The organism is Bradyrhizobium sp. Bra64, from assembly GCF_024519875.1.
Taxonomy (GTDB): Bacteria; Pseudomonadota; Alphaproteobacteria; order Rhizobiales; family Xanthobacteraceae; genus Bradyrhizobium; species Bradyrhizobium japonicum_G.
The window spans coordinates 37,359-60,123 of the sequence record NZ_JALJRD010000014.1; the positions used below are offsets into that span (position 1 = coordinate 37,359).

A 22,765-nucleotide genomic window follows, 5' to 3' on the forward strand; every position below is an offset into this window, starting at 1 on the left:
GGCCCGGGAGGTTACCGCCGATACCCGCTCGCCCGCGAATAGCCCTGGCGGTTGTGCTGGTGCGGCCGGCTTGCGACGCTCGCGCGCGCCTCGCTCGAGACGGGCGTTGCGAGCTTCAACTCCTCCAGGAAGATCGGCCGGGCGAAGTAATAGCCCTGGGCGTAGCGGATCTTGGTTGCGGCCTGGAGATAGGCGAGTTCCTCGTAGGATTCGATGCCTTCGGCGATCACGGTCATCCCGAGCGCTTCGCTCAGGGATTCGATCGCGCGCAAGATGCCCTGGCTGCGCGGGCGTTGATGGATGTCGGTGATGAAGGAGCGGTCGATCTTGATCTCGTCGGCGGTGATGTCGGCGAGCGCCGAGAGCGACGAATAGCCGGTGCCGAAATCGTCGATCGAGATGCCGACGCCGAGCTTGCGGAACATCGGCAGGATCTCGGCCTGGAAATGATTCTTGGCGACGAAGGCATCTTCCGTCACCTCGATCATGAAGCGTTGCGGAAAGCCGGTGTCGTCCAGCGCCTGCGCAAAGCTGCGCATGAATTCGGGGTTGCCGGCCTGCTTGGCCGCGACGTTGATGCTGATGGTCGCTTCCGCGCCGAAGCTCTCGTTGATCAGGTCGACCGATTTGACGATCTCGGCGAGCACGAGATGGGTCAGCTCGTCGATCAGCCCGAGCTCGCCCGCAAGATTGATGAACGAGCCGGGCGCCTGGATCACGCCCTCGTCGTCGCGCAGCCGCACCAGGGCCTCGATGCCCTTCACGGCCTGGGTGCGGATGTCGACCTTGGTCTGGAAGGCGCAGCAGAAGCGCTTCTCGAGGATCGCGAGCCGCAGCGACTGCTCGATCTTCGTTCGCGCCAGCGCCTCGCGCTCCATGCCGGAATCGAAGAAGGCCGCCGTTCCCTTGCCGTTGTTCTTGATGCGGTACATCGCGATGTCCGCATTCTGGCGCAGCGTCTCGAAGCTGCGTCCGTGATCGGGATACAGGCTGACGCCGACGGAGGTGGAGGCGAAGACTTCCGAATTGTCGATGAAGAACGGCGCCGTCAGCCGCTCCAGCGTCGACTGCATGAATTCGGCGACTTCCTCCTGGCTCTGGATCGGGGAGAGCAGCAGCAGGAATTCGTCGCCGGAGATGCGCGACAGCATATCCGAATCGCGCAAGTCGCGCCCGAGCCGCTTCGACAGCTCGACCAGCAGCGCGTCGCCGACGGCATGGCCGTAATAGTCGTTGATGTGCTTGAAATTGTCGACGTCGAGGAAGGCGAGCGCAAAGCGTTCGCCGCCGCGACTCTGCGCGAGCAGGCTGGCGGCGCGATGTTCGATCACGCGCCGCGAGGGCAGGCCGGTCAGCTCGTCGAAATAGGCCGAGCGGAACAGCTGGTCCTCGAAATTCTTCTGCTCGGTGATGTCGGAGGAGGCCGAGATCAAGAGCTCGCGTCCGTCGAGGCGGACCGGACGATGGGTGGTCAGCAGCACCTGGCGTGCGGTCCCGTCGTGGAGCGCTTCCTCGGAGACGACCGGCCGGCCGGAGTTCAGGGCCTGGCGGCAGGCCTCCCGGCGCGGCGCGAGGTCGGGTGAGGGACGGCTGCCGTCCATGCCGAGCTGGGCGGCGGCGACATCGTTGACCAGGAGAAGTTCGCCTTGCGCGTCCTGCACGGTCAGGCCGGCAGGCAGCATTCTAACGATTTCCTTGAGAAATCCGAGTTCGGCTTCGCTCGCGCCGGAAGATCTGTTGTCGTTCATAGAAGTCATGAATCTTGTTGTTTCAGCGCGCCTTTGCAATGAGCGCGATCTTGCGCGGTTCCCTCTTAGGTTTGGTTAAGGGGTCCGGAGAAATACGGGGGTGTTTTGCGGCGATGCGACGCGCGCAGTCCATCGTCATTAACAGAGCGTCAACGGCGCGTGCGAAACCGCGAGCAGACCGCGCGATCGGTTTTCGCCCGCGCTGTGTCTAGCCGCCCTGGGGGATACGGCATTGCATGATGCAATGAAGCCCTGTCCTGAGATACGACACCTCGGCCTTGCCGTCGAAGGCTGACAGCGCCGACTTCAGCAGCTTGGTGCCGAAACCCGGCTCGGAGACCTTGTCGACGCTCGGGCCCTCGGTTTCATCCCAGGTGACGGTCAGGCGGTCGTCGCTGACGGTCCATGACACCTGCAACAATCCGCGCGGCGCGGAGAACGCGCCGTACTTGCCGGCGTTGGTGGCGAGCTCGTGAAACATCAGTGACAGCGTGACCGCAAGCTTCGGCGGCAGGAACAGCCGGTCGCCGTTGAGGGTGAAACGGACATGCCCGTACGGCCCGAGCTCGGAGATCAGGAGATCGCGGATGTCGCAGCCGGCCTTGTCGATCCGCGAGATCAGATCGTCGGTGGCAGCCAGCGACCGCAGCCGCGGATCGATCCGGGCCCAGACTTGCGGCTGGTCGTGCAGCACCTGATGCAGCACGGCATGGACCGTCGACAGCTTGTTCTTCAGCCGGTGCTGCAGCTCGTCGACCAGTAGCTTGCGATAGTCTTCTTCCTCGATAAGGCGTCTGGAGATCCGGCGTTGCTCGACGAGGAGCGAGCGATAATGCTCGACGCCCCAGATGGTGAGCGCGCAGACCGCCCAATAGAGCGCCAGCAGGGCAAAGCGCGCGCGATCGGCGAAGGCATCGCCGAAATTCACGACGACGCCGAGCATGCCGCCGGCCAGCGCCGTGATGACGCCGATGCGAAAGCCGCCGAACGCGGCCGCAAAGAACACGGCCGGGAAATATGGCGTGAAGTAGACGTCGGGCCGCACATGGGCGAGGGCCCAGCGCGCCAGCGTCGCAACCAGCAGGCAGGCGACCGCAAACGCAAGGCTCAGACCGAGCGATGGCGGGGCCACGCCCTGCCAGCCTTTGCGGAATTCGTCGATCAGCTTCCCCATGCACAGCCCGGTTGCGATATGCGTTCGAAAATCGAGCGGTCGCCATGAATGTTACGCATGTGGCCGGCGCAAGCAAAGCTTGCCATGTCGGAAGCCGGCAGGAATAGTGGCTGCTGCGGCGCCGACTGTCGCGGCGCCGTCATCGATCGGTGTCCGCCATTTGGCGTCAAATGGTTCGAAAACAGGAACATTCCATGGGCAGGCTGGATGGCAAGGTCGCGGTGATCACGGGCGCGACGAGCGGGATCGGATTGCGCACCGCAGAAGTCTTCGTTGCCGAAGGTGCCAAAATTGTGATCGCGGGGCGGCGTATACCGGAGGGCGAGGCGCTGGCGAAGCAACTCGGGGCGACTTGCGTCTTCCGCCAGACCGATGTGACGGTCGAAGCGCAGATGCAGGCGCTGATCGCGCTCGCGGTGGAGAAGTTCGGCCGGATCGACTGCCTGTTCAACAATGCCGGCGGTCCGGCGCAGACCGGCGGCGTCGAAGCCCTCGAGGTCGAGCGCTTCGACGCGGCGATGGCGACGCTGGTGCGCAGCGTCATGCTTGGCATGAAGCACGCTGCGCCCATCATGAAGAGGCAGGGGTCCGGCAGCATCATCAACAATGGCAGCATCGCCGGCCGCCTCGCCGGCTTCTCGTCCTCGATGGTCTATGGTGCGGCCAAGGCGGCGGTGATCCATCTCACTAAATGCGTGGCAATGGAGCTCGGCGAGTCCAATGTCCGCGTCAACTCGATCTCGCCCGGTGCGATCGCGACCGGCATCTTTGGCAAGGCGCTCGGCCTGTCGACGGAGGCTGCCGAGAAGACGCCGGCGGTGATGCGCGATGTCTACAAGACCGCGCAGCCGATCCCGCGTGCGGGCCTGCCGGACGATATCGCCCATGCCGCGGTGTTCCTGGCCAGCGACGAGTCCAGCTTCATCAACGGCCACGACCTCGTCATCGACGGCGCAATGACCGGCGGCCGCAACTGGAGCCAGCAGCAGCAGGGCTACGTGGCCTTGCGCAAGGCGTTCGATCAGGGGGCGGGGTAGGTCTCGTACCCCGGACGCAGCGCCGCAGGATGGGCAAAGGCGCGCTCTTCGCGCGCCGTCATTGCGAGGAGCCCTTGCGACGAAGCAATCCAGAATCCCTCAGCGGAAAGATTCTGGATTGCTTCGCTTCGCTCGCAATGGCGGCTGTGGCTAAACCGCCTTCATCCGCACCCGCAAGCCATCCCGGGGCTTCGGGATCGGCCACATCTGCCAGTCCGGCTTGTAACCGGGCTCCAGTGACACCTCGATGTTCTGCAAGAAGTGCCGCGCGAAGCACTTGGCCTGCATGTAGGCGAAGTGCAGGCCGAGGCACATATGCGCGCCGCCGCCGAACGGCACGAAGGCGAAGCGGTGGCGGTTGCGCTGGGCTTCTTCGCCGAAGCGCAGTGGATCGAAGCGATCCGGCTCCGGCCAGATGTCCTTCATGTGGTGCGTGTAGAGCGGATTGACGCCGATTGCGGTGCCGGCGGGAATGGTGAAGCCCTTGAAGGTGAAATCGCGCATGGCGCGGCGCGGCATCGAGGGCACCGGCGGCTTGATCCGCAGCGCTTCCTTGAACGCCATCTCCGACAGCGGCATTTTTTCGAGGTCGTCGAAGCTGCTCGGCGCATCGGGCGCGAGCCCCAGCGCCAGGACTTCCGCGCGCAGTCGGTCCTGCCAGTCGGGATTTGCGGCGAGCTCGCCGATGAAAGACGTCAGCGACGAGGTCAGCGTGTCGTGCGCGGCCATCATCAAGAAGCTCATGTGGTCGATGATGTCCTGCTCCGAGAGCAGCGCGCCGTCTTCATGGGTGGCGCGGCAGAGCTGCGAGAACAGATCATCGCCGCCCTGATTGCCGCGTCGCAGCGGAATCTGCTCGCGGAAATAGGCGACGATGCGCTTGCGTCCCCTCACGCCGGCCGCCATCTGGGTGCCGGGCAGAGGGCGGCGGATCGGGGCGACTGCGGCGGCGACCATGTCGACGAAGGCGCGGTTGATCTCGTCGACCTCCGGCCCGATGTCGGCGCCGAGGAACGAGGCCGCGGCGAGATCGAGCGTGAGCTGCTTCATGGCCGGATAAAGCTGCATCTCGCCCGGCTGGCCCTTCCACTGCGCGACCCGCGCCGCAATGCCGCGGTCGAGATCGCCGAGATAGGACTTCATCGGTCCGGACTTGAACGCGACCGAGAGCGCCTTGCGATGCAGCCGGTGCTCGTCGAAATCGAGCAGCATCAATCCGCGCGGAAACAACAGGCCCAGCACCTTGTTCCAGCCATGCGTCGACGAGAACAGCTTTTGCTGGTCGAACATCACGAGCTCGTTGGCTTCCGGCCCGAGCAGCACGACATTGGTCTCGCCGAAAAAATGCGTGCGGTAGACCAGGCCATATCTGGCGGCGTTCGCCTCGATATGGCCCTTGGGATCGGCCAGCACCTGGAAAGTCTTGCCGATGATCGGCCAGCCTTCGTCGCCGGGGATGTGCGTCAGCTCGTTGCGCTTGGGCGCGGTGAAGCCGAGCGCGGGCGAAGCGACATTCTGCATCGACATGACGATTGCTCCGGTTGGCTGACCGAACGGACATCGCGCGACCGCGGCATTATGGCGGCCCGCGCCGCGTTGACCGCATCAACCTAGCACAGGCCGGCATCTCCTGCTCGTGATCGTTGCGTGTCAGTTCGACGAGGCTTACCGCTTGGCGGCTTCCTTCTGCAGATCCGGGGCGTTGACGGCGGGAATGGCGACGCGGCCGGGGCCGGTCACCTTCAGTGCCTCGGCGGCCTTCTCGTTCTCCATGATCTTGGCCATCACCGCCTGGCCCGCGCGCTCGAAGATCGCGCGGTTCTCGATCACGAATTTTTGCGACCGGCGCAGGCCGTCGATATAGCCGTTGATCTCCGGAACCACATAGCGCGCCACCATGTCCCAGCTCCGGCGGGTGGCTTCCGGATTGGCCCAGTCGTGCACGAAGCCGATGATTGCGCCGACGCCGCCCGAGACCTGCATCACGTTCTTGATGGTTTTGACGAGATCGTCGGGCGTGCCGATGGTGGAGGCTGCGCCCTCGACGAAAGCGGTCTTGTCCACGGCCTCGTCGGGCGAGGCGAAGGCGGTGAGGCCCGGTCGCTGCAGTGTGCCGACATTATATTCGTTGTGCCAGCGCATCAGCCCGGCCCCGGCCTCCTTGCGCGCCTGCTCGCGGGTCTCGGCGATGTGAAAGGTCAGGAGCACGCGCCAGTCGGCGCGGTTGACGCTGGTGCCGTGCTTTTTTGCCGCGTCCTCGGCAAACTGCCATTGCTGCTGCAGCGACATCAGCCCCTGCGTCGTCATCGAGCCCAGCGAGATGATGCCGATGCCGTATTTGCCGGCGAGCGTCATGCCCGAGGGCGATATCTGCGAGGCCACGACGAACGGCATCTCTTCCTGTAGCGGCAGGATTTGCAGAGCGGCGTCGTTCATGGTGAACCAGTCGCTCTTGGCGGTGACGCGCTCGCCGTTGAAGAGCCGACGGATCACGCCGATCGCCTCGTCCTGGCGATCGCGCTGTGTCATCGGGTCGATGCCGAGCGTATGCGCGTCGGAGGCGAGCGCGCCGGGACCGGAGCCGAAGATGGCGCGGCCGCCGGTCATGTGGTCGAGCTGCACCATGCGCTGCGCGACGTTGTAGGGATGGTGGTAGGGCAGCGACACCACGCCGGTGCCGAGCTTGATCCGCTTGGTGCGCTCGCCGGCCGCGGCCAGAAACATCTCGGGCGAGGCGATCATCTCCCAGCCCGAGGAATGATGCTCGCCGCACCAGAACTCGTCATAGCCGAGGCTATCCAGCTGCTCGACCAGGTCGAGATCGCGCCGGAACTGCAGCATCGGATGCTCCCCGATCGGGTGATGCGGGGCAAGAAAGGCTCCGAACTTCAGGCGCGCCATGGCGTTCTCTCCGGCTGGATTTTTTGTTTGTTGAGACGGTGAGGCTAGTTGCTGAAGACAGCGAAGGCAATCGCACGATGTCCCGCATGGCGGAATGCAGGCATGCAATGATGAGGCGAGGTGCTTCGTCTCCCTCTCCCCGTTCTTACCGGGAGAGGGTTGGGGTGAGGGGCTCTCTCCGCAGATGAGATCGTCGTGAGACCTGTACCCCCTCACCCGGAATTCAAACTGCGTTTGAATTTCGACCTCTCCCCGCAGTCGGGGAGAGGTGAAGGAAGATCACCTTGTCATCCTGTTCCACGCATCGAGCCCGGCAATCTTGTACGCCTCGGCCAGTGTCGGATAGTTGAACGTGTTCTGGATGAAATAGTCGATCGTGCCTTTGAGGTTGAGCACGGCCTGGCCGATATGGATCAGCTCGGTGGCGCCTTCGCCGAGAATGTGCACGCCGAGCAGGCGGCGCGTCTTGGTCGAGAAGATCATCTTCATCATGCCGCTGTTCAGCCCCATGATATGGCCGCGCGAGGTCTCGCGGAAGCGCGCGATGCCGACCTCGTAGGGAATGCCGCGCGTGCGCACCTCTTCCTCGGTGAGGCCTGCGGTCGAGATCTCCGGCACCGAATAGATGCCGTAGGGGAAGAACTCCGGCGGTGCCATCGGCTCCATGCCGAGCGCGTGGCAGGCGGCGACGCGGCCCTGCTCCATCGAGGTCGAGGCCAGGCTCGGAAAGCCGATCACGTCGCCGGCGGCGTAGATGTGCGGCACGCTGGTCTGCAAGGTCACGGGATCGACCGAGATGCGGCCGCGATGGTCGATCACGATGCCGGCGGCTTCCAGGTTGAGCCGGTCGGTGGCACCGACGCGCCCCGCCGCGAACAGCAGCATGTCGGTGGTGACATGCCGCCCGTCGGACAAATGCGTGACGATGCTCCCCTGCGCATTCTTCTCGATCGAGTTGACCTTCGAGCCGAGCCGCAGCGCGACGTTGCGGTCGCGCAATTCGTGCATGAACTCGTCGATCAATTCCTTGTCGATGAAATCGAGGAAGGTCGGCCGCGGCTCGATCAGGGTCACGGGCACGTCGAGCGCGCTGAAGATGGTGGCGTATTCGACACCGATCACGCCGGCGCCTATCACGGCGAGGCTGCGCGGCAGCTTCGGCAGCTCGATGATCTCGTCGCTGTCGAGCACCGTCGTGCCGTCGAAAGGTACATAGTCCGGCCGGAACGGACGCGTGCCGCAGGCGAGCAGGATGAAGGCGGCCGACACCGTCTTGGTCTCGCCGATGGCGCTGGTGATCTCTACCTCGTGCGGCGAGACCAGCCGCGCCTCGCCATTGGCGGTGCGGACGAGATTGCGGCTGAACTGATGCTCGAGGACCTCGACCTCGTGGTCGAGCGTCTTCTGGAGCCGGGTCATCAGATCGCTCGCCGCGATGTCCTGCTTCACGCGGTAGGAGCGGCCGTAGAAGCCGCGCTCGCGCCAGCCGGACAGGTTCAGCACGGTTTCGCGCAGTGTCTTCGAGGGGATGGTGCCGGTGTGAACGGAGACACCGCCGACGCGCCGGCCCTTCTCCACCACCAGCACGGCCTTGCCGAGCTTGGCACATTGCACCGCGGCCCGGCGCCCTGACGGGCCCGAGCCGATCACCACCATGTCGTAGTCGTACATCGGAAGACTTCCGAACCCCGCGAGACCAGCGGAAACCGACATGCAGCAATCGGGCCAAGGGAGCAAGGGCGCGGCAAGAGGACAGCAAGGCCTACCTCGGAGGTAATCGCGCGGACGACGTCGATCTGGGAGCATCGCGCGCAAATAAATCCCGAGAGGTTTGCGCGCCGATGCATCAAATCGTCACAAAGCAGATCGATTCGTCGCGCCGCTGGTGGGTGCTGGCGATCGTCGTCGCCGCCCAGTTCATGTTCGGTGTCGACGCCTTCGTGGTCAACGTCGCCATCCCCACCATCGCGGTCGAGCTGCAAGCGACGCCGGCGCAGATCGAATCCGTCATCGCGATCTATCTGATCGCCTATGCCACGCTGGTGGTCACCGGCGGCCGCCTCGGCGACATCCACGGCACCAGGAACGTCTTTCTGGCCGGCGTGCTCGGATTCACCCTGACCTCGCTCTGGTGCGGTCTCGCGCGGTCAGGCGCGGAGCTGATCGTCGCGCGGCTGGCGCAGGGCGCGACGGCGGCGCTGATGGTGCCGCAGGTGCTGGCGACGCTGCATCTGTTGTTCACGGATGAGCAGCGCGGCCGCGCCTTCGCCATCTATGGCATCGTGCTCGGGCTCGCAGGCGCCGCCGGCTTCCTGCTCGGCGGCCTCCTGATCACGATCGATCTCGCCGGTACCGGCTGGCGCTCGGTGTTTTTCGTCAACGTGCCCTGCGGCCTCGTCATCGCGTCCGCTGCCTGGCGCATCATGCCGTCGGTGCCGCGTCGCGCCGGCACAAAGCTCGATATCAAGGGCAGCGTCGTGCTGTTCGCAGGCCTGTTGTGCCTGATCGGGCCGTTGCTGTTCGGCCACGATGTCGGCTGGGCGCCGTGGCTGTGGGCGGTGATGGGAAGCGGCGGCGCCATCCTCGCAGCATTCCCAAGGCTCGAGCGCGCGGTGGCGCGCGGCGGCGGCATGCCGCTGATCGATCTCACGCTGCTGGCGGATGCGGCCTTTCTGCGCGGGCTTGGCGCGGCCTTCTTCTTCTTCGCCGCCAACCTCTCGTTCTATCTCGTCATGACTCTGTTCATGCAGCGGGGGCTGAAGATCCCGCCGCTCGCAGCCGGCATGGCGTTCATTCCGCTCGCGCTCGCTTTCGTCGTGGCCTCGCGTCACAGCGGCGCGCGAGCGCGCCATCGCGGTACCAAGGTCCTGATCGAAGGCTGCGCGCTTCAGCTCGCGGGTCTCGCTGGGCTGGCGCTTGTCGCGTTCTCTGTCGATGCGCCGTCTGCGCTCCTGCTCGCGCTCACCATGATCATTTTCGGCTACGGCCAGGGGCTCGTCATGGCGCCGCTCTCCGGCGCGGTGCTTTCGACAGTCAAACCCGTCGCCGCAGGCTCAGCCTCCGGCATGTACGGCACGACGGCGCAGATCGGAAATGCGGCCGGAGTGGCCGCAATCGGCGCCGTCTTCTTCACGATCGAAGCCTTGCAATCGCCGCGCGCAGGCTTTCTCGTCTCGCTCGCGTTGTTTGCGGCATTAATCATGATCTGCGCCGCATTTCTGGCGTGGATGCGCCGCGCATCTGCACGAAGTTGAGGCACTGCTGTTAATGCGTGCGGATTCCTGCAGTTTTCCCGCGGATTTCCCTCGATTTTCACCGGATTGACAGCGCACGGTCTTTTTATTTTGCAACGCAGCAACTATCTGGTTTGGCTGACGTTGTACGTCGCCTGCCAGGAGTTGCCGTGTCGCTCGCCAGAAATGTCGATCTCTTGAAACGTCTGCCAAGGCTGGACGGACTGCGCTTTGCCGATTTCGGCCGGAGCGCGGATGCGCCCAGTCCTTTGGTAGAGGTCACCAATTTTGGCGACAATCCCGGGGCCTTGCGCATGTTCGCGTTCGTGCCGGCGCAGCTGCAGAAGCCGCGCGCGCTCGTCGTCGTGCTGCACGGCTGCGGCCAGACCGCAGCAAGTTACGACCTCGGCGCGGGATGGTCGACGCTGGCGGAGCACTACGGCTTCGCGCTGCTGATGCCCGAGCAGCAGCGGGTCAACAACGGCAACACTTGCTTCAACTGGTTCAGTCCGGAAGACACCGCGCGCGACAGCGGCGAGCCGCGTTCGATTCGCGAGATGATCGCGCATATGGTTCAGGCGCATCGCATCGATCCCGGGCGCATCTTCATCACGGGCCTCTCCGCCGGCGGCGGCATGACGTCGGTGATGCTCGCGACCTATCCTGAGGTCTTTTCGGCCGGGGCCGTCATTGCCGGGCTGCCCTACGGCATCGCCTCGAACCTGCGCGAAGCGCTGGACGGCATGTTCCATTCCCCGGCGCGTCCCGCGCGCGAGCTCGGCGATCTCGTGCGCGGCGCCTCGCAGCATAGCGGGCCCTGGCCGAAGATTTCGGTGTGGCACGGCAGCGCCGACCGCACCGTCAATCCCGGCAATGCCAACGAGATCGTCAAGCAATGGCTCGATCTGCACGATCTGCCTGACATGCCGATGGCGGAAACCGATGTCGACGGCTATCCGCGCCAGACCTGGTGGAATAAGGACGGCGAGACGCTGGTCGAGTCCTACGCCATCACCGACATGGCGCACGGCACGCCGCTCGGCCTCGCCGACAACGACCAGCGCTATGGCATCGAAGGCGCCTTCCTGATCGAGGCCGGCATTTCCTCGTCCTACCACATCGCAAAATTCTTCGGCCTGACCGGCTGGATTCCCGACGCGTCCAAGACGAAGGCGGAGCCAAAGCCGACGCCGGTCCGCTCGCCCGCGCCGCACCTCGCCCGCTCGATCCGCGCGGCGGTCGCCGAAGCACCGGCCGAGCCGAAGCGCGAGCAGGCTCGCGGTCTCGATCTCGGCCAGATCATCACGCGCGCGCTTACCGCCGCGGGATTGATGAAGTAATCTACGCCGTCGCGTCGATCATCTCGATCGGCGTTGCCGTCACCTCGCCGCGGGCGACCTTCCGCGTCATCTCCTGATAGGCCTTGAAGAAGTCGCGCGATTGCAGCGTTTTTTGCGCGGCATCGTCGGCGACGCTGGCGAGGTGGAAATAGCTATTATCGTCGCGATTCTTCAGGACGCGATAGCCGATCCGTCCCTTGAGCTCCGGATCGGCGTCGATCGCCTTGATGAAGCGGCCGATCTGCTGGTGCCAGGCCTCCGTCGTACCATCCTTGAACTCGTATCTGATCATGAAGTGCTTCATGTGACGCTCCCTGTTCGCATTGTGCGTCATCATCTGCGCGCTGGATGCGATCCTGCAAGTATGGACAAAATTGATAGTATGGACTTTTTCGGCGTCGCTCCTATCCTCGGCGGCAAGGCTGGAAAGACAAGGCTGCAAGGGCAAGGCTGGCGGACAAGGCTGGCGCAGGGAGGAGACGACATGGCGAAGGCGAGAGCGGCTCCGGCGCGCAGCTGTCCGGTCGCGGCGTTTCAAAAAATGATCAGCGGCAAGTACAAGCTGCGCATCGTCTGGGACCTCAAGGACGGCCCGCGCCGCTACGGCGAGATCAGAAGCGGCCTGCTGCGTGGCATGGAAGGCAGCGCAGAGATCACCCCGCGCGTGCTCAGCCGCGAATTGAAGGCGCTGACCGAGAGCGGCCTGATCGACCGCAAGGATTTTGGCGAAGTGCCGCCGAAGGTCGAGTATCGCCTCACGCGCAAGGGCAAGAGTTTCGTCCCGGTCGTCGCCGCGATCCGGCAATGGGGCGATCGTAACCTCGGCGAATCCGCGGCGCTCGTGGACGCCGCCGAGTAACGCTTACATCTCGCCGGTGATGAACGGATTGGTCATCCGCTCCTGGCCGATGCTCGAGCCGGCGCCGTGGCCGCAGATGAAGCCGACGTCGTCGCCGAGCGGCAACAGCTTGGTCAGAATCGAGTTGATCAGCGTGGCGTGACTGCCGCCCGGCAGATCGGTGCGGCCGACCGAGCCTGCGAACAGGACGTCGCCGACGTGGGCGAAACGCAAGTCCTTGTTGAAGAACACCACGCTGCCGGGAGAGTGGCCGGGGCAGTGAAAAATGTCGAACGTCAGGCCGCCGATCGCCACGCTGTCGCCTTCCGCCAGCCAGCGGTCCGGCGCGAAATTGCGCACACCGGTCATGCCGAAGCGCGCGCCGCTCTCGACCACGTTGTCGAGCAGGAACTTGTCCGCTTCATGCGGGCCCTCGATCGGCACCTTCAGCGCGTCGCGCAATTCGGCTGCACCGCCGACATGGTCGATATGGCCGTGGGTCAGCCAGATCTTCTCCACGGTGACGCCGGTCTGCTTGATCGCCTCCAGAATCTTCGGCACGTCCCCGCCGGGATCGATCACCACGGCCTTCTTGGAAGGCTCGTCCCAGATGATGGTGCAGTTCTGCTCGAACAGCGTCACGGGGACGATGATCGCGCCGGCCTTGGCTTGCGAGGACTCTTGCGAGGATTTTTGGGTGTCATTTTGCTCGGTCATGGCGCCACAATGCCGATTTTTGGCCTATGGCCAAGCAAAAGATTCGTGGCCCGGACCGGGAACAGCCGCCCCGGCCGTCACACGGCCGTCCCAATTCGCCCGCTGGTTTGAACCCGCGGCGCTGCTCACGCGTTCTCTCGCGCAGGCAAGATGATCAAGTCAGATTTTCGGGTGGGTTTTCCGGCATGGCTCAGGGCGATGACAATTGGTGGCGCGACGGCATTTTCTATCAGGTCTATCCGCGCTCGTTTCAGGACTCGAATGGTGACGGCGTCGGCGATCTCGCCGGCATCCTCCAGCGGCTGCCTTATGTGAAGTCTCTCGGCGTCGATGCGATCTGGCTGTCGCCGATCTTTCCCTCGCCGATGGCCGATTTCGGCTACGACATCTCCGACTATACCGGCATCGAGCCGCTGTTCGGCACGATGGCGGATTTCGATGCGCTGCTCGGCGCCGTGCACGACAGCGGCCTGAAGCTGATCCTCGATCTCGTGCCGAACCACACCTCGGACCAGCATCCCTGGTTCGTCGAGAGCCGCTCCTCGCGCGACAACCCCAAGCGCGACTGGTACGTGTGGCGCGACCCGGCGCCGGGCGGCGGTGCGCCCAACAACTGGGTGTCCGAGTTCGGCGGCAGCGCGTGGCAGTTCGACGAGACGACGGGTCAATATTACTACCACGCCTTCCTCGCCCAGCAGCCGGACCTCAACTGGCGCAATCCGGACGTCCGCGCCGCGATCTACGATGTGATGCGGTTCTGGCTGGAAAAGGGCGTCGACGGCTTTCGCGTCGACGTGATCTGGCACCTGATCAAGGACGCCGAATTCCGCGACAATCCGCCAAACCCGCATTACGTCGAGGGCCGGCCGCCGAACGAAAGGATCCTGACGCAATATTCCACCGACCAGGCGGAGGTGCATGATGTGATCGCGCAGATGCGGCGCGTCACCGACGCGTATCGCGCCCGCGTGCTGATCGGCGAGATCTATCTGCCGCTGCACCGGCTGGTGGCCTATTACGGCAACGACCTCACCGGCGCGCAGATGCCGTTCAATTTCGCGCTGCTCTCGACGTTCTGGAGCGCGCGCTCGATCGAGAAGATCATCGAGGATTACGAGAAGGCGCTGCCGAGAGGCGCCTGGCCGAACTGGGTGCTCGGCAATCACGACCGGCCGCGCGTCGCCAGCCGCGTCGGCCCGGAGCAGGCCCGCGTCGCCGCCATGCTGTTGCTGACGTTGCGCGGCACGCCGACGCTCTATTACGGCGACGAGATCGGCATGCACCAGCTCGCACTCGCGCCTGCGGACGTGCGCGATCCCTTCGAGAAGAACGTCCCCGGCATCGGCGTCGGGCGCGACGGCTGCCGCACGCCGATGCAGTGGGATTCCTCCAACTTCGCCGGCTTCTCGGAGGTCAGGCCGTGGCTGCCGCTGCCCGAGGATCATATCCGCGAGAACGTCGTCAATTTCGAAGCCGATGCGCGCTCGCTCCTCGGCCTGTACAAGCGCCTGATCGCGCTGCGAAAGGCCTCTCCGCCGCTGGTTTCGGGCGACTATCATCCGATCGCGGCGCAAGGCGATCTCCTGGTCTATCGCCGCGAGGCCGCGGGCAGGGCGGTCATCGTGGCGCTCAATCTCGGCCCCGAACCGATCGCGGTGACTACCAGCGCGATCCGTTTCGGCAGCGAGATCCTGCTGTCGACGTTTCTGGACCGCGAAGGCGAGAAGCTCGAAGGCGTACTGGATCTGCGCGGCAATGAGGGTGTGATCGTGGCGCCGCCCTAGCGGTCGTCCCGCAAAATCAGAGCGGTAGCCGCCGCCATCTCCCCGTCATTGCTTCGCTGCGCTCGCAATGACGATCGTGGAAGCAGCGGAGCAAACTCCAGCATCTCGAAATTATCCCGGATGCTTGTTGCCCGCACTATTCTCGTCGATATCACTCCGCTTCAGCAGATAATCCAGCCCGCCGACGCGATACCAGCGATAGCCGTAAGGCTCCAGCACGACGCGATGCTGGCCGCGCTTGTCGGCGTGGCTGTGGTCCTCCGCGAGCAGGTTGATGAGGTGCGCGCCGGCATCACCAGGCAGCCCCGCCGAGAACGCGATCTCGCGCGGCTTGTCGCCGAGATTGTGCACGAACAGCACGGAGTTGTTGCGCCAGTCGTAGCGCATGATGAACACGGCGGGATCGCGCGTCGCGATGATCGCGAAATCGCCCCAGCCGATCTCCGGTACCTCCTTGCGCATACGGACGATGCGCTCGGTCCAGTTCAGCATGGAATTGGGATCGCGACGCTGCTTGGCGACATTGACGTGCTGGTAGCCGTAGGGGCCCTTGTCGATGACGGGGCATGCCGGCTTGTCGCTCTTGGTGAAGCCGCCGTGGGGCTCGGTCGACCATTGCATCGGCGTGCGCGCGCAATTGCGTTCGGGCAGCGACAGATCATCGCCCATCGCGATCTCGTCGCCGTAGCGGATCACGGGCGTTCCCGGCAGCGTGCACATCAGGCTGTAGGCGAGCTCGAGCCGCCTGCGGTCCCCGCCGATCATCGGCGCGAAGCGGCGGCGAATGCCGCGGTCGTAGAGCTGCATGTCCTTGTCGGGGCCGAAGCGCTTGAAGACGAGATCGCGCTGCGCCTTGGTCAACCGCCCGAGATCGAGCTCGTCATGATTGCGCAGGAACAGGCCCCATTGCGCGGCGGCCGGCCGCGGCTTGGTCGCCTTCAGCGCCTTCGCCAGCGGTCGCGCGTCGCCGGACGCCAACGCATAGAACAGATGCTGGTTGACGTGGAAGTTGAACATCATGTGCATGCGGTCGCCATCGCGGCCGAAATATTCCATGTCGGTTTCCGGCAGCACGTTGGCCTCGGCGAGGATGATGGCGTCGCCCTTCCGCCATTGCAGGAATTCGCGGAACGCGCGCAGCATGTCGTATTGCTCGACCGGCTTCTTCACCTTGGCGCCCTTGGTCGCGATCACGAACGGCACGGCGTCCATGCGGAAGCCGGAGACGCCGAGCTGGATCCAGAAGCCCATGATCTTGAGGATCTCGGCCTGCACGTGCGGGTTCGAGGTGTTGAGGTCGGGCTGGAAGTCGTAGAAGCGGTGAAAATAATACGCACCCGCTTCCTTGTCGCGCGTCCAGGTCGATTTCTGCACGCCGGGAAACACCATGCCCTTGTTGGCGTTGGCCGGCTTCTTGTCCGACCATACATACCAGTCGCGATAGGGCGAGTTCCTGTCGCGCCGCGCCTCCTTGAACCAGTGATGCTGGTCGGAGGTGTGGTTGACGACGAGGTCGATGATGATTCGGATGCCGCGCTGCTTGCAGCCGTGGGCGAACTCGACGAAATCGCCGAGCGTGCCGTAGCGGGGATCGACGCTGTAATAGTCGGCGATGTCGTAGCCGTCGTCGCGGCCCGGCGAATTCTGGAACGGCATCAGCCAGATCGTGGTGATGCCGAGCCCGTGCAGATAGTCGAGCCGGCGCAGCAACCCCTTGAAGTCACCGACGCCGTCGCCGTCGGCATCCATGTAGGTGCCGACGGACAGGCAATAGATCACGCCGTTCTTGTACCAGAGATCGTCGATCATGCGCCGCAGCCTCGATGGTCCCCGCCGAGGTGCGGCGGCTGCGTGATAAGTGCGAGGAAGGAGGGAGGTTCCCGCCCCGGCGAGGGCCGGGACGACACGGTGGATGGAATCGGCTAAACTTGCCCCATGGACAACCCCGCCCGTAACATCGCCCTGGTGCCGCCGCCGGATCGCCGTCAGTCCGAGACGGCGCTGGCGATCGCGCGCGGCACGGCACGGTTGCTGCGCTCGCTCGGCTTCTCCTGCATCAGCGAATTGCCGCTGCCGTCGGGCCGGCGCGCCGATCTCGTGGCGCTCAACGAGCGCGGCGAGATCTGGATCGTCGAGATCAAGTCGTCGGTCGAGGATCTGCGCGCGGACCAGAAATGGCACGAGTACCGCGCCCATTGCGATCGGCTGTTCTTTGCCTTCACGCAGGACCTGCCGTGCGAGATCTTTCCTGAAGGCACCGGCCTGATCATCGCCGACCCCTATGGCGCGCACATGCAGTGCGAGGCGCCCGAGCACAAGATCGCTGCGGCCACGCGCAAGCAGATGACCGTGCGTTTCGCGATGGCGGCAGCGTTGCGGATCAACCGCCTGGTCGATCCGCAAGGGCATGCGGATTTTTGGGAATGAAGTCGTAGTGTGGGCAAAGCGAAAGCGCGCCCACCATTCAAGCCGCTCGAGATGGAAGCAGAGGTGGTGGGCACGGCGCTACGCGCCTTTGCCCACCCTGCGAGACCGTTACCGCGGTGCGCGCTTCGCCAGAATTCGCTGCAGCGTCCGGCGGTGCATGTTGAGCCGGCGTGCCGTTTCCGAGACGTTGCGGTTGCACATCTCGTAGATGCGCTGAATGTGCTCCCAGCGGACGCGGTCGGCGGACATCGGATTGGTCGGCAGCTCGGATTTCTCCGCGCTCGTCGACAGCAGCGCGGCGACGACGTCGTCGGCGTCCGCGGGCTTGGAGAGATAATCGATCGCGCCCATCTTCACCGCCGTGACGGCGGTGGCGATGTTGCCGTAACCGGTCAGCACGATCGCGCGGGCGTCGGGACGCTTCTTCTTCAGCGCCGAGACCACGTCGAGGCCGTTGCCGTCGCCGAGCCGCAGATCCACTACGGCGAATGCGGGCGCGGCCTTGCCGATTTGCGCAAGACCATCGGAAACCGTGTCGCACGACGTCACCGCAAAGCCGCGCGTCTCCATGGCACGCGACAGCCGCTCAAGGAACGGCTTGTCGTCCTCCACGATGAGAAGCGAGCGGTCGGTCTGTTCGTTCAGTTCGGCGATGGCGTTCAAGGTGTTGTCCTTTGTCCTGCACATCTACATATGGCGTCGCAATCGGGCGGTGCCAAGGCCGCCAATAGTCGATCGGCCCGCCCGTGCGACGCAAGGTCGCGGCCTATCCTATTGTTTCCTCGAAGGTCTCGATAGCCTCAAAACGCTCTCGCGGCCAACTGATCTGGACCACGGCGCCGTGTTCCGGAAAGGTCCGGTTGGTAAACGAGACCTTGGCGCCGGTGCGTTCGAGCAAGGTGCGTGCGATGAACACGCCAAGCCCGAGGCCGCGCCGCTCGCCGCCGCCGTCGTCCAGGTTGCGCCGCCGCGACAGATAGGGCTCGCCGATCCGGTTAAGGATATCCGGCGGAATGCCGGGGCCGTCGTCGGAGATCACGAGCTCGATCGTGTCCTTGTTCCACCATGCATTCACCTCGACTGTGGTGCGGGCGAAATCGACCGCGTTCTCGACGATGTTGCCGACGCCGTAGAGGATCGCCGGATTGCGCGAGCCGACCGGCTCGGCCACGATTGCGACCGCGATCCGCACCTTGATGTCGACGCCGAAATCGCGATGCGGCGCCACCACTTCCTCGATCAGCTCCGACAGCTTCATGCGGTCGAACGGCGCGCCGGTGGAGGAAAGCTGGGTGATCTTGCTCAAGATGTCGCGGCAGCGTTGCGTCTGCTCGCGCAAGGTTTTCAGGTCGGCGGCAAAGACCGGGTCCTTCACCGTGTTTTGCAGCTCGCGCGAGATCAGGAAGATGGTCGCGAGCGGCGTGCCGAGCTCGTGCGCGGCCGCCGCGGCCAGGCCGTCGAGCTGGGTCAGATGCTGCTCGCGCGTCAGCACCAGCTCGGTCGCCGCCAGCGCGTCCGCAAGCTTGCGCGCCTCCTCGGTCACCTGGAACGAATAAAGGCTGGTGACGCCGATCGCGAGCACGATCGAGAGCCAGACGCCGACGAGATAGATCGGCGGCAGCACCAGCGGATCGTCGGAATCCCAGGGCAGCGGCAGATGGAAGAAGAACAGGGCGGAAGCGCAGGCCACGGCGAGCACGCCGAGGCCGAAGGTGAAGCGGGCCGGCAGCGCGGTGGCCGAGATCAGCACGGGTGCGAGAAACAGGAACGAGAACGGGTTCTGCAGCCCGCCGGTGAAGAACAGCAGGCCGGCCAGCTCCACGATGTTCAGCGCGAGCAGTCCGGCCGCCTGCATCGGCTCCAGCCGCTGCATCGGATTGGAAACGGTTTGCAGTGCCAGATTGAGCGCGGCCGACAGGGCGATGATGCTGACGCAGGGGACGATCTCGACGTTGAACTCCAGCCCCTGCGCCACGATGAAGATCGCGGCGAGCTGCCCGAGCACCGCCAGCCAGCGCAACCGCAGGATCGTGTCCAGGCGGATATGCCTCTGCGAAGGGCGAAAGTCGGAGGCGGCAATTTCGGTCATGTCGGCCAATGTGGCGGTGCCTTCTCGGTCACAAACGCGGGGCTCGCGGAACCACCCGGATTACAAGCCTTGCGCTATCAGCTGCAATAGCAGAAGAACGCCCAGCATGACCGGGAACGACAAAGCTTCAAGTCCGCCGACTGTCGCGGAGCGCAGCTCCTCTGCGGCCATTGCGGTCGATCACCTCGTCAAGGTCTACAAGCAGACGCGCGCCGTCGACGATATCTCGTTTTCGCTTCCGCGCGGCAGCATCACCGGGCTTTTGGGCGGAAACGGCGCCGGCAAGACCACGACCATCGCGATGATCATGGGCCTGGTGCTGCCGACCTCCGGCCGCGTGCAGGTGCTGGGGCATCGCATGCCCGAGGAGAGCGCGGCCGTGCTGGGGCGGATGAATTTCGAGAGCCCCTATGTCGACATGCCGATGCGGCTCACGGTGCGGCAGAACCTCACCGTGTTCGGCAAGCTCTATGCGGTGAAGAACCTGTCCGACCGCATCGCGACGCTCGCCGCCGATCTCGACCTCACCGATTTCATCGACCGCGCCAACGGCAAGCTCTCCGCAGGGCAAAAGACCCGCGTCGCGCTCGCCAAGGCGCTGATCAACCAGCCCGAGCTGCTGTTGCTGGACGAGCCGACCGCCTCGCTCGATCCCGACACGGCCGATTGGGTCCGCAGCCATCTGGAGCGCTACCGCAAGGCGAACAACGCCACCATCCTGCTGGCCTCGCACAACATGCTCGAGGTCGAGCGGCTCTGCGACCGCGTCATCATCATGAAGCGCGGCCGCATCGAGGACGATGACACGCCCGAAGCCATCATGGCCCGCTACAATCGCACCACGCTGGAGGAGGTGTTCCTCGACGTCGCGCGCGGCCGGGTGAACGGGGTTCAGGAGACGGCGCGATGAACCAGGCCTCCCTCCATCGCGGCATCTCCTTGCAGCGCATCGGTGCGATGATCCTGCGCTATTGGTACCTCCTGCTGTCATCGTGGCCGCGGCTGCTGGAACTGCTGTACTGGCCGGCGCTGCAGGTGATCACCTGGGGCTTCCTCCAGCTCTACATCGCCCAGAACGCCAATTTCTTCGCGCGCGCCGGCGGCACCCTGATCGGCGCCGTCATCCTCTGGGACATCCTGTTCCGCGGCCAGCTCGGCTTCTCGATCTCGTTCCTGGAGGAGATGTGGGCGCGCAACCTCGGCAATCTCATGATGAGCCCGCTCAAGCCCATCGAGTTTCTGCTGTCGCTGATGATCATGAGCCTGATCCGGCTCGCGATCGGCGTCATCCCGATGACGCTGCTCGCGCTGTTCCTGTTTCATTTCAACGTTTATGCGCTCGGCCTGCCGCTGATCGCGTTCTTCTGCAATCTGATCTTCACGAGCTGGTCGGTCGGCATCTTCGTATCCGGCCTGGTGCTGCGAAACGGCCTCGGCGCCGAGAGCATCGTCTGGACCTTGATGTTCGGGATCATGCCGCTCGCTTGCGTCTACTATCCCGTCAGCGTGCTGCCGGTCTGGCTGCAATATGTCGCCTGGACGCTGCCGCCGACCTACGTGTTCGAAGGCATGCGCGCGTTGCTGATCCAAAACGCCTTCAGGACCGATCTGATGTTGAGTGCGTTGGCCATCAACGCGGTGCTGCTGGTTGCATCTTTTGGGGCATTCCTTGCCCTTTTGCGCAGCGCCAGGAAGCAAGGGTCGCTGCTGTCAGGCGGCGAATAACGTCACTTTCTCGTGGATTCAGGCTGGTTTAACTGTCATCACCACGTAAATGTACGGAACCATGCATTGACGCAATATTACGCATTCGGCAGTATGCTGCGATGCGAAGAAGGATATAGCGATGCCTATTGGTGAGTTTGGCGGCGCCCCGCCCCTGGCTGCAGAGGGCAGTCCGATCCTGACGACGCCGATGTACTGGATGTACGAGATGGCGCACGCCTCTCTCAATCCGGCCCGTGCAGTCACCGACGCGACCAAGCTGCTGTTTCAGAATCCGCTGAATCCGTGGGCGCGCACCGAGGTCGGCAAATCGGTTGCCGCAGCCTGCGAATTGTTCGAACGCACCACGCGCCGCTACGGCAAGCCGGAATGGGGTCTCAACGACACCGAGGTCAACGGCATCCGCGTTCCCGTCGAGGTCCGCTCGGTCTGGGAAAAGCCGTTCTGCCGGCTGCTCTATTTCGATCGCAAGTTCACCCGTCCCTTGCGCAGCCCGCAGCCGCGCGTGCTGATCGTCGCGCCGATGTCCGGCCATTATGCGACGCTCTTGCGCGGCACGGTCGAGGCTTTCCTGCCGGCGCATGAGGTCTACATCACCGATTGGGCCGATGCCCGCATGGTGCCGCTCAGCGACGGCCGCTTCGATCTCGACGACTACATCGACTACGTCATCGAGATGCTGCACGTCCTCGGCGGCAATACGCATGTGCTGGCGGTGTGCCAGCCTTCCGTGCCCGTCGTCGCTGCCGTCTCGATCATGGAAGCGCAGCGCGATCCGTTCGTGCCGACGTCGATGACGTTGATGGGCGGGCCGATCGACCCCCGCCGCAATCCGACCGGGGTGAACGACCTCGCACAGGAGCGCGGCATCGACTGGTTCCGCAATCACGTCATCACCAAGGTGCCGTTCCCGCATCCTGGCATGATGCGCGACGTCTATCCGGGATTCCTGCAGCTGAACGGCTTCATCAGCATGAATCTCGACCGCCATATGGACGCCCACAAGCAGCTCTTCGCCCATCTGGTGAAAGGCGACGGCGACCTCGCCGACAAGCATCGCGACTTCTACGACGAGTATCTCGCGGTGATGGACCTCTCCGCCGAGTATTACCTGCAGACGGTCGACACCGTGTTCGTGAAGCACTCGCTGCCGAAGGGCGAGATGACCCATCGTGGAACACGCGTCGATCCCTCGAAGGTCACGCGCGTGGCTCTGATGACGGTCGAAGGCGAGAACGACGACATCTCCGGGCTCGGTCAGACCGAAGCGACGCACACATTGTGCAGCTCGATCCCCGATCACCGCCGCGTTCATTACGTGCAGAAGGGCGTCGGACATTACGGCGTGTTCAACGGCTCGCGTTTCAAGTCGGAAATCGTGCCGCGCATCCATGACTTCATGGTCTCGGCTGCGAATCCGAGCTCGTTGCAGGCTCTCGCGGCCGAATAGAGCGTTTTCGAGCGAAGTGGCGTCCGGTTCGCGTAAAGAAAACGCGTCAAGATAGGAATCCAGAGCCGTTCCGATTCCATCGGAACGGCTCTGGGCGCGTTTTTCGGCTTTCCCGCTGAAAATCGTCGCCCTGTCGGAGGTTCCGACAGGCCAGGTTCCCGCCAGATTCGCGGTATTTAGGTAGCTTTATAGGAGTGAGTCCTCCCTCACCTCTTGGGGGTGCCGCATGCGTCCGGAGGGGGCGAAAAAAGCTGGTTCCAACCCCAGTCTGTAGGGTCTCCCGGACGCCAGACCCCTGTATA

Annotated in this window: 19 protein-coding genes; 9 read left to right on the top strand and 10 right to left on the bottom strand. The window is 64.3% G+C overall.

Annotation, left to right across the window (positions count from 1 at the left end):
• Positions 1 to 11: 11 nt before the first annotated feature.
• Together NR187_RS29185 and NR187_RS29190 are read right to left on the bottom strand one after the other, a co-directional pair.
• Entirely contained in the window at positions 12 to 1,748 is a 1,737-nt protein-coding gene (locus NR187_RS29185) for a bifunctional diguanylate cyclase/phosphodiesterase (RefSeq protein ID WP_211383968.1), read from the bottom strand.
• 208 nt (positions 1,749 to 1,956) lie between these two features.
• Positions 1,957 to 2,922 carry a sensor histidine kinase gene (locus tag NR187_RS29190; protein WP_211383969.1) on the bottom strand — a complete coding sequence of 322 codons (966 nt, stop codon included), beginning with the start codon at positions 2,920 to 2,922 and terminating at the stop codon, positions 1,957 to 1,959.
• 194 nt (positions 2,923 to 3,116) lie between these two features.
• On the opposite strand from NR187_RS29190, the gene NR187_RS29195 reads away from it, so the two are divergent.
• A complete protein-coding gene (locus NR187_RS29195) occupies positions 3,117 to 3,959 on the top strand; it encodes an SDR family NAD(P)-dependent oxidoreductase (RefSeq protein ID WP_256808554.1) in 843 nt (280 codons plus the stop codon).
• 150 nt (positions 3,960 to 4,109) lie between these two features.
• Here NR187_RS29195 and NR187_RS29200 read toward each other — a convergent pair whose 3' ends face one another.
• The 3 genes from NR187_RS29200 to sthA all read right to left on the bottom strand — a co-directional run bounded on the left by NR187_RS29200 (position 4,110) and on the right by sthA (position 8,531).
• Positions 4,110 to 5,486: a cytochrome P450 gene (locus tag NR187_RS29200; RefSeq protein WP_211383971.1), complete on the bottom strand. Its 1,377-nt coding sequence runs from the start codon at positions 5,484 to 5,486 to the stop codon at positions 4,110 to 4,112.
• Positions 5,487 to 5,624: 138 nt separating this feature from the next.
• Positions 5,625 to 6,860, bottom strand: coding sequence for an LLM class flavin-dependent oxidoreductase (locus NR187_RS29205; protein WP_256808555.1), 1,236 nt, complete (start codon positions 6,858 to 6,860; stop codon positions 5,625 to 5,627).
• Between the two features lie 279 nt (positions 6,861 to 7,139).
• On the bottom strand, positions 7,140 to 8,531 hold the full coding sequence (sthA, locus tag NR187_RS29210) for a Si-specific NAD(P)(+) transhydrogenase (protein WP_256808556.1): 1,392 nt from the start codon (positions 8,529 to 8,531) through the stop codon (positions 7,140 to 7,142).
• A gap of 170 nt (positions 8,532 to 8,701) precedes the next feature.
• On the opposite strand from sthA, the gene NR187_RS29215 reads away from it, so the two are divergent.
• Complete coding sequence (locus NR187_RS29215; protein WP_211383974.1) at positions 8,702 to 10,114, top strand: MFS transporter; 1,413 nt, start codon at positions 8,702 to 8,704, stop codon at positions 10,112 to 10,114.
• Between the two features lie 149 nt (positions 10,115 to 10,263).
• Positions 10,264 to 11,433: a PHB depolymerase family esterase gene (locus NR187_RS29220; RefSeq protein ID WP_211383975.1), complete on the top strand. Its 1,170-nt coding sequence runs from the start codon at positions 10,264 to 10,266 to the stop codon at positions 11,431 to 11,433.
• 1 nt (position 11,434) lies between these two features.
• Here NR187_RS29220 and NR187_RS29225 read toward each other — a convergent pair whose 3' ends face one another.
• The gene (locus NR187_RS29225; protein WP_249129072.1) at positions 11,435 to 11,737 is read right to left on the bottom strand and encodes a hypothetical protein; all 303 of its coding nucleotides are present in this window, start codon (positions 11,735 to 11,737) and stop codon (positions 11,435 to 11,437) included.
• Positions 11,738 to 11,917: 180 nt separating this feature from the next.
• Between NR187_RS29225 and NR187_RS29230 the strand changes: the two genes are divergently transcribed.
• Positions 11,918 to 12,292: a helix-turn-helix domain-containing protein gene (locus NR187_RS29230; protein WP_211383977.1), complete on the top strand. Its 375-nt coding sequence runs from the start codon at positions 11,918 to 11,920 to the stop codon at positions 12,290 to 12,292.
• Between the two features lie 3 nt (positions 12,293 to 12,295).
• On the opposite strand, the gene NR187_RS29235 is transcribed toward NR187_RS29230, so the two are convergent.
• Entirely contained in the window at positions 12,296 to 12,988 is a 693-nt protein-coding gene (locus tag NR187_RS29235; protein WP_211383978.1) for an MBL fold metallo-hydrolase, read from the bottom strand.
• Between the two features lie 185 nt (positions 12,989 to 13,173).
• Here NR187_RS29235 and NR187_RS29240 point away from each other — a divergent pair, with 185 nt between their 5' ends.
• Positions 13,174 to 14,772 (top strand): alpha-amylase family glycosyl hydrolase, encoded by a 1,599-nt coding sequence (locus NR187_RS29240; protein ID WP_256808558.1) that lies wholly within the window; start codon positions 13,174 to 13,176, stop codon positions 14,770 to 14,772.
• 111 nt (positions 14,773 to 14,883) lie between these two features.
• Here the strand turns inward: NR187_RS29240 and NR187_RS29245 are convergent, their stop codons facing one another.
• Positions 14,884 to 16,581 (bottom strand): alpha-amylase family protein, encoded by a 1,698-nt coding sequence (locus tag NR187_RS29245; protein ID WP_211383980.1) that lies wholly within the window; start codon positions 16,579 to 16,581, stop codon positions 14,884 to 14,886.
• A 126-nt stretch (positions 16,582 to 16,707) separates the two neighbouring features.
• Here NR187_RS29245 and NR187_RS29250 point away from each other — a divergent pair, with 126 nt between their 5' ends.
• Positions 16,708 to 17,199, top strand: a complete 492-nt coding sequence (locus NR187_RS29250; protein ID WP_256808559.1) for an MmcB family DNA repair protein — start codon at positions 16,708 to 16,710, stop codon at positions 17,197 to 17,199.
• A 108-nt stretch (positions 17,200 to 17,307) separates the two neighbouring features.
• Here NR187_RS29250 and NR187_RS29255 read toward each other — a convergent pair whose 3' ends face one another.
• Positions 17,308 to 17,862, bottom strand: coding sequence for an ActR/PrrA/RegA family redox response regulator transcription factor (locus tag NR187_RS29255; RefSeq protein WP_008141807.1), 555 nt, complete (start codon positions 17,860 to 17,862; stop codon positions 17,308 to 17,310).
• Positions 17,863 to 17,965: 103 nt separating this feature from the next.
• The gene (locus tag NR187_RS29260) at positions 17,966 to 19,288 is read right to left on the bottom strand and encodes an ActS/PrrB/RegB family redox-sensitive histidine kinase (protein ID WP_211383983.1); all 1,323 of its coding nucleotides are present in this window, start codon (positions 19,286 to 19,288) and stop codon (positions 17,966 to 17,968) included.
• A gap of 106 nt (positions 19,289 to 19,394) precedes the next feature.
• Here NR187_RS29260 and NR187_RS29265 point away from each other — a divergent pair, with 106 nt between their 5' ends.
• The 3 genes from NR187_RS29265 (at position 19,395) to NR187_RS29275 (ending at position 22,463) form a co-directional block, all read left to right on the top strand.
• Positions 19,395 to 20,198, top strand: coding sequence for an ABC transporter ATP-binding protein (locus tag NR187_RS29265; RefSeq protein WP_256808562.1), 804 nt, complete (start codon positions 19,395 to 19,397; stop codon positions 20,196 to 20,198).
• The gene (locus NR187_RS29270) at positions 20,195 to 21,013 is read left to right on the top strand and encodes an ABC transporter permease (RefSeq protein ID WP_256808564.1); all 819 of its coding nucleotides are present in this window, start codon (positions 20,195 to 20,197) and stop codon (positions 21,011 to 21,013) included. The genes NR187_RS29265 and NR187_RS29270 overlap by 4 nt, the downstream gene beginning before the upstream one ends.
• A gap of 121 nt (positions 21,014 to 21,134) precedes the next feature.
• The gene (locus NR187_RS29275; protein ID WP_256808565.1) at positions 21,135 to 22,463 is read left to right on the top strand and encodes a polyhydroxyalkanoate depolymerase; all 1,329 of its coding nucleotides are present in this window, start codon (positions 21,135 to 21,137) and stop codon (positions 22,461 to 22,463) included.
• Positions 22,464 to 22,765: the final 302 nt, after the last annotated feature.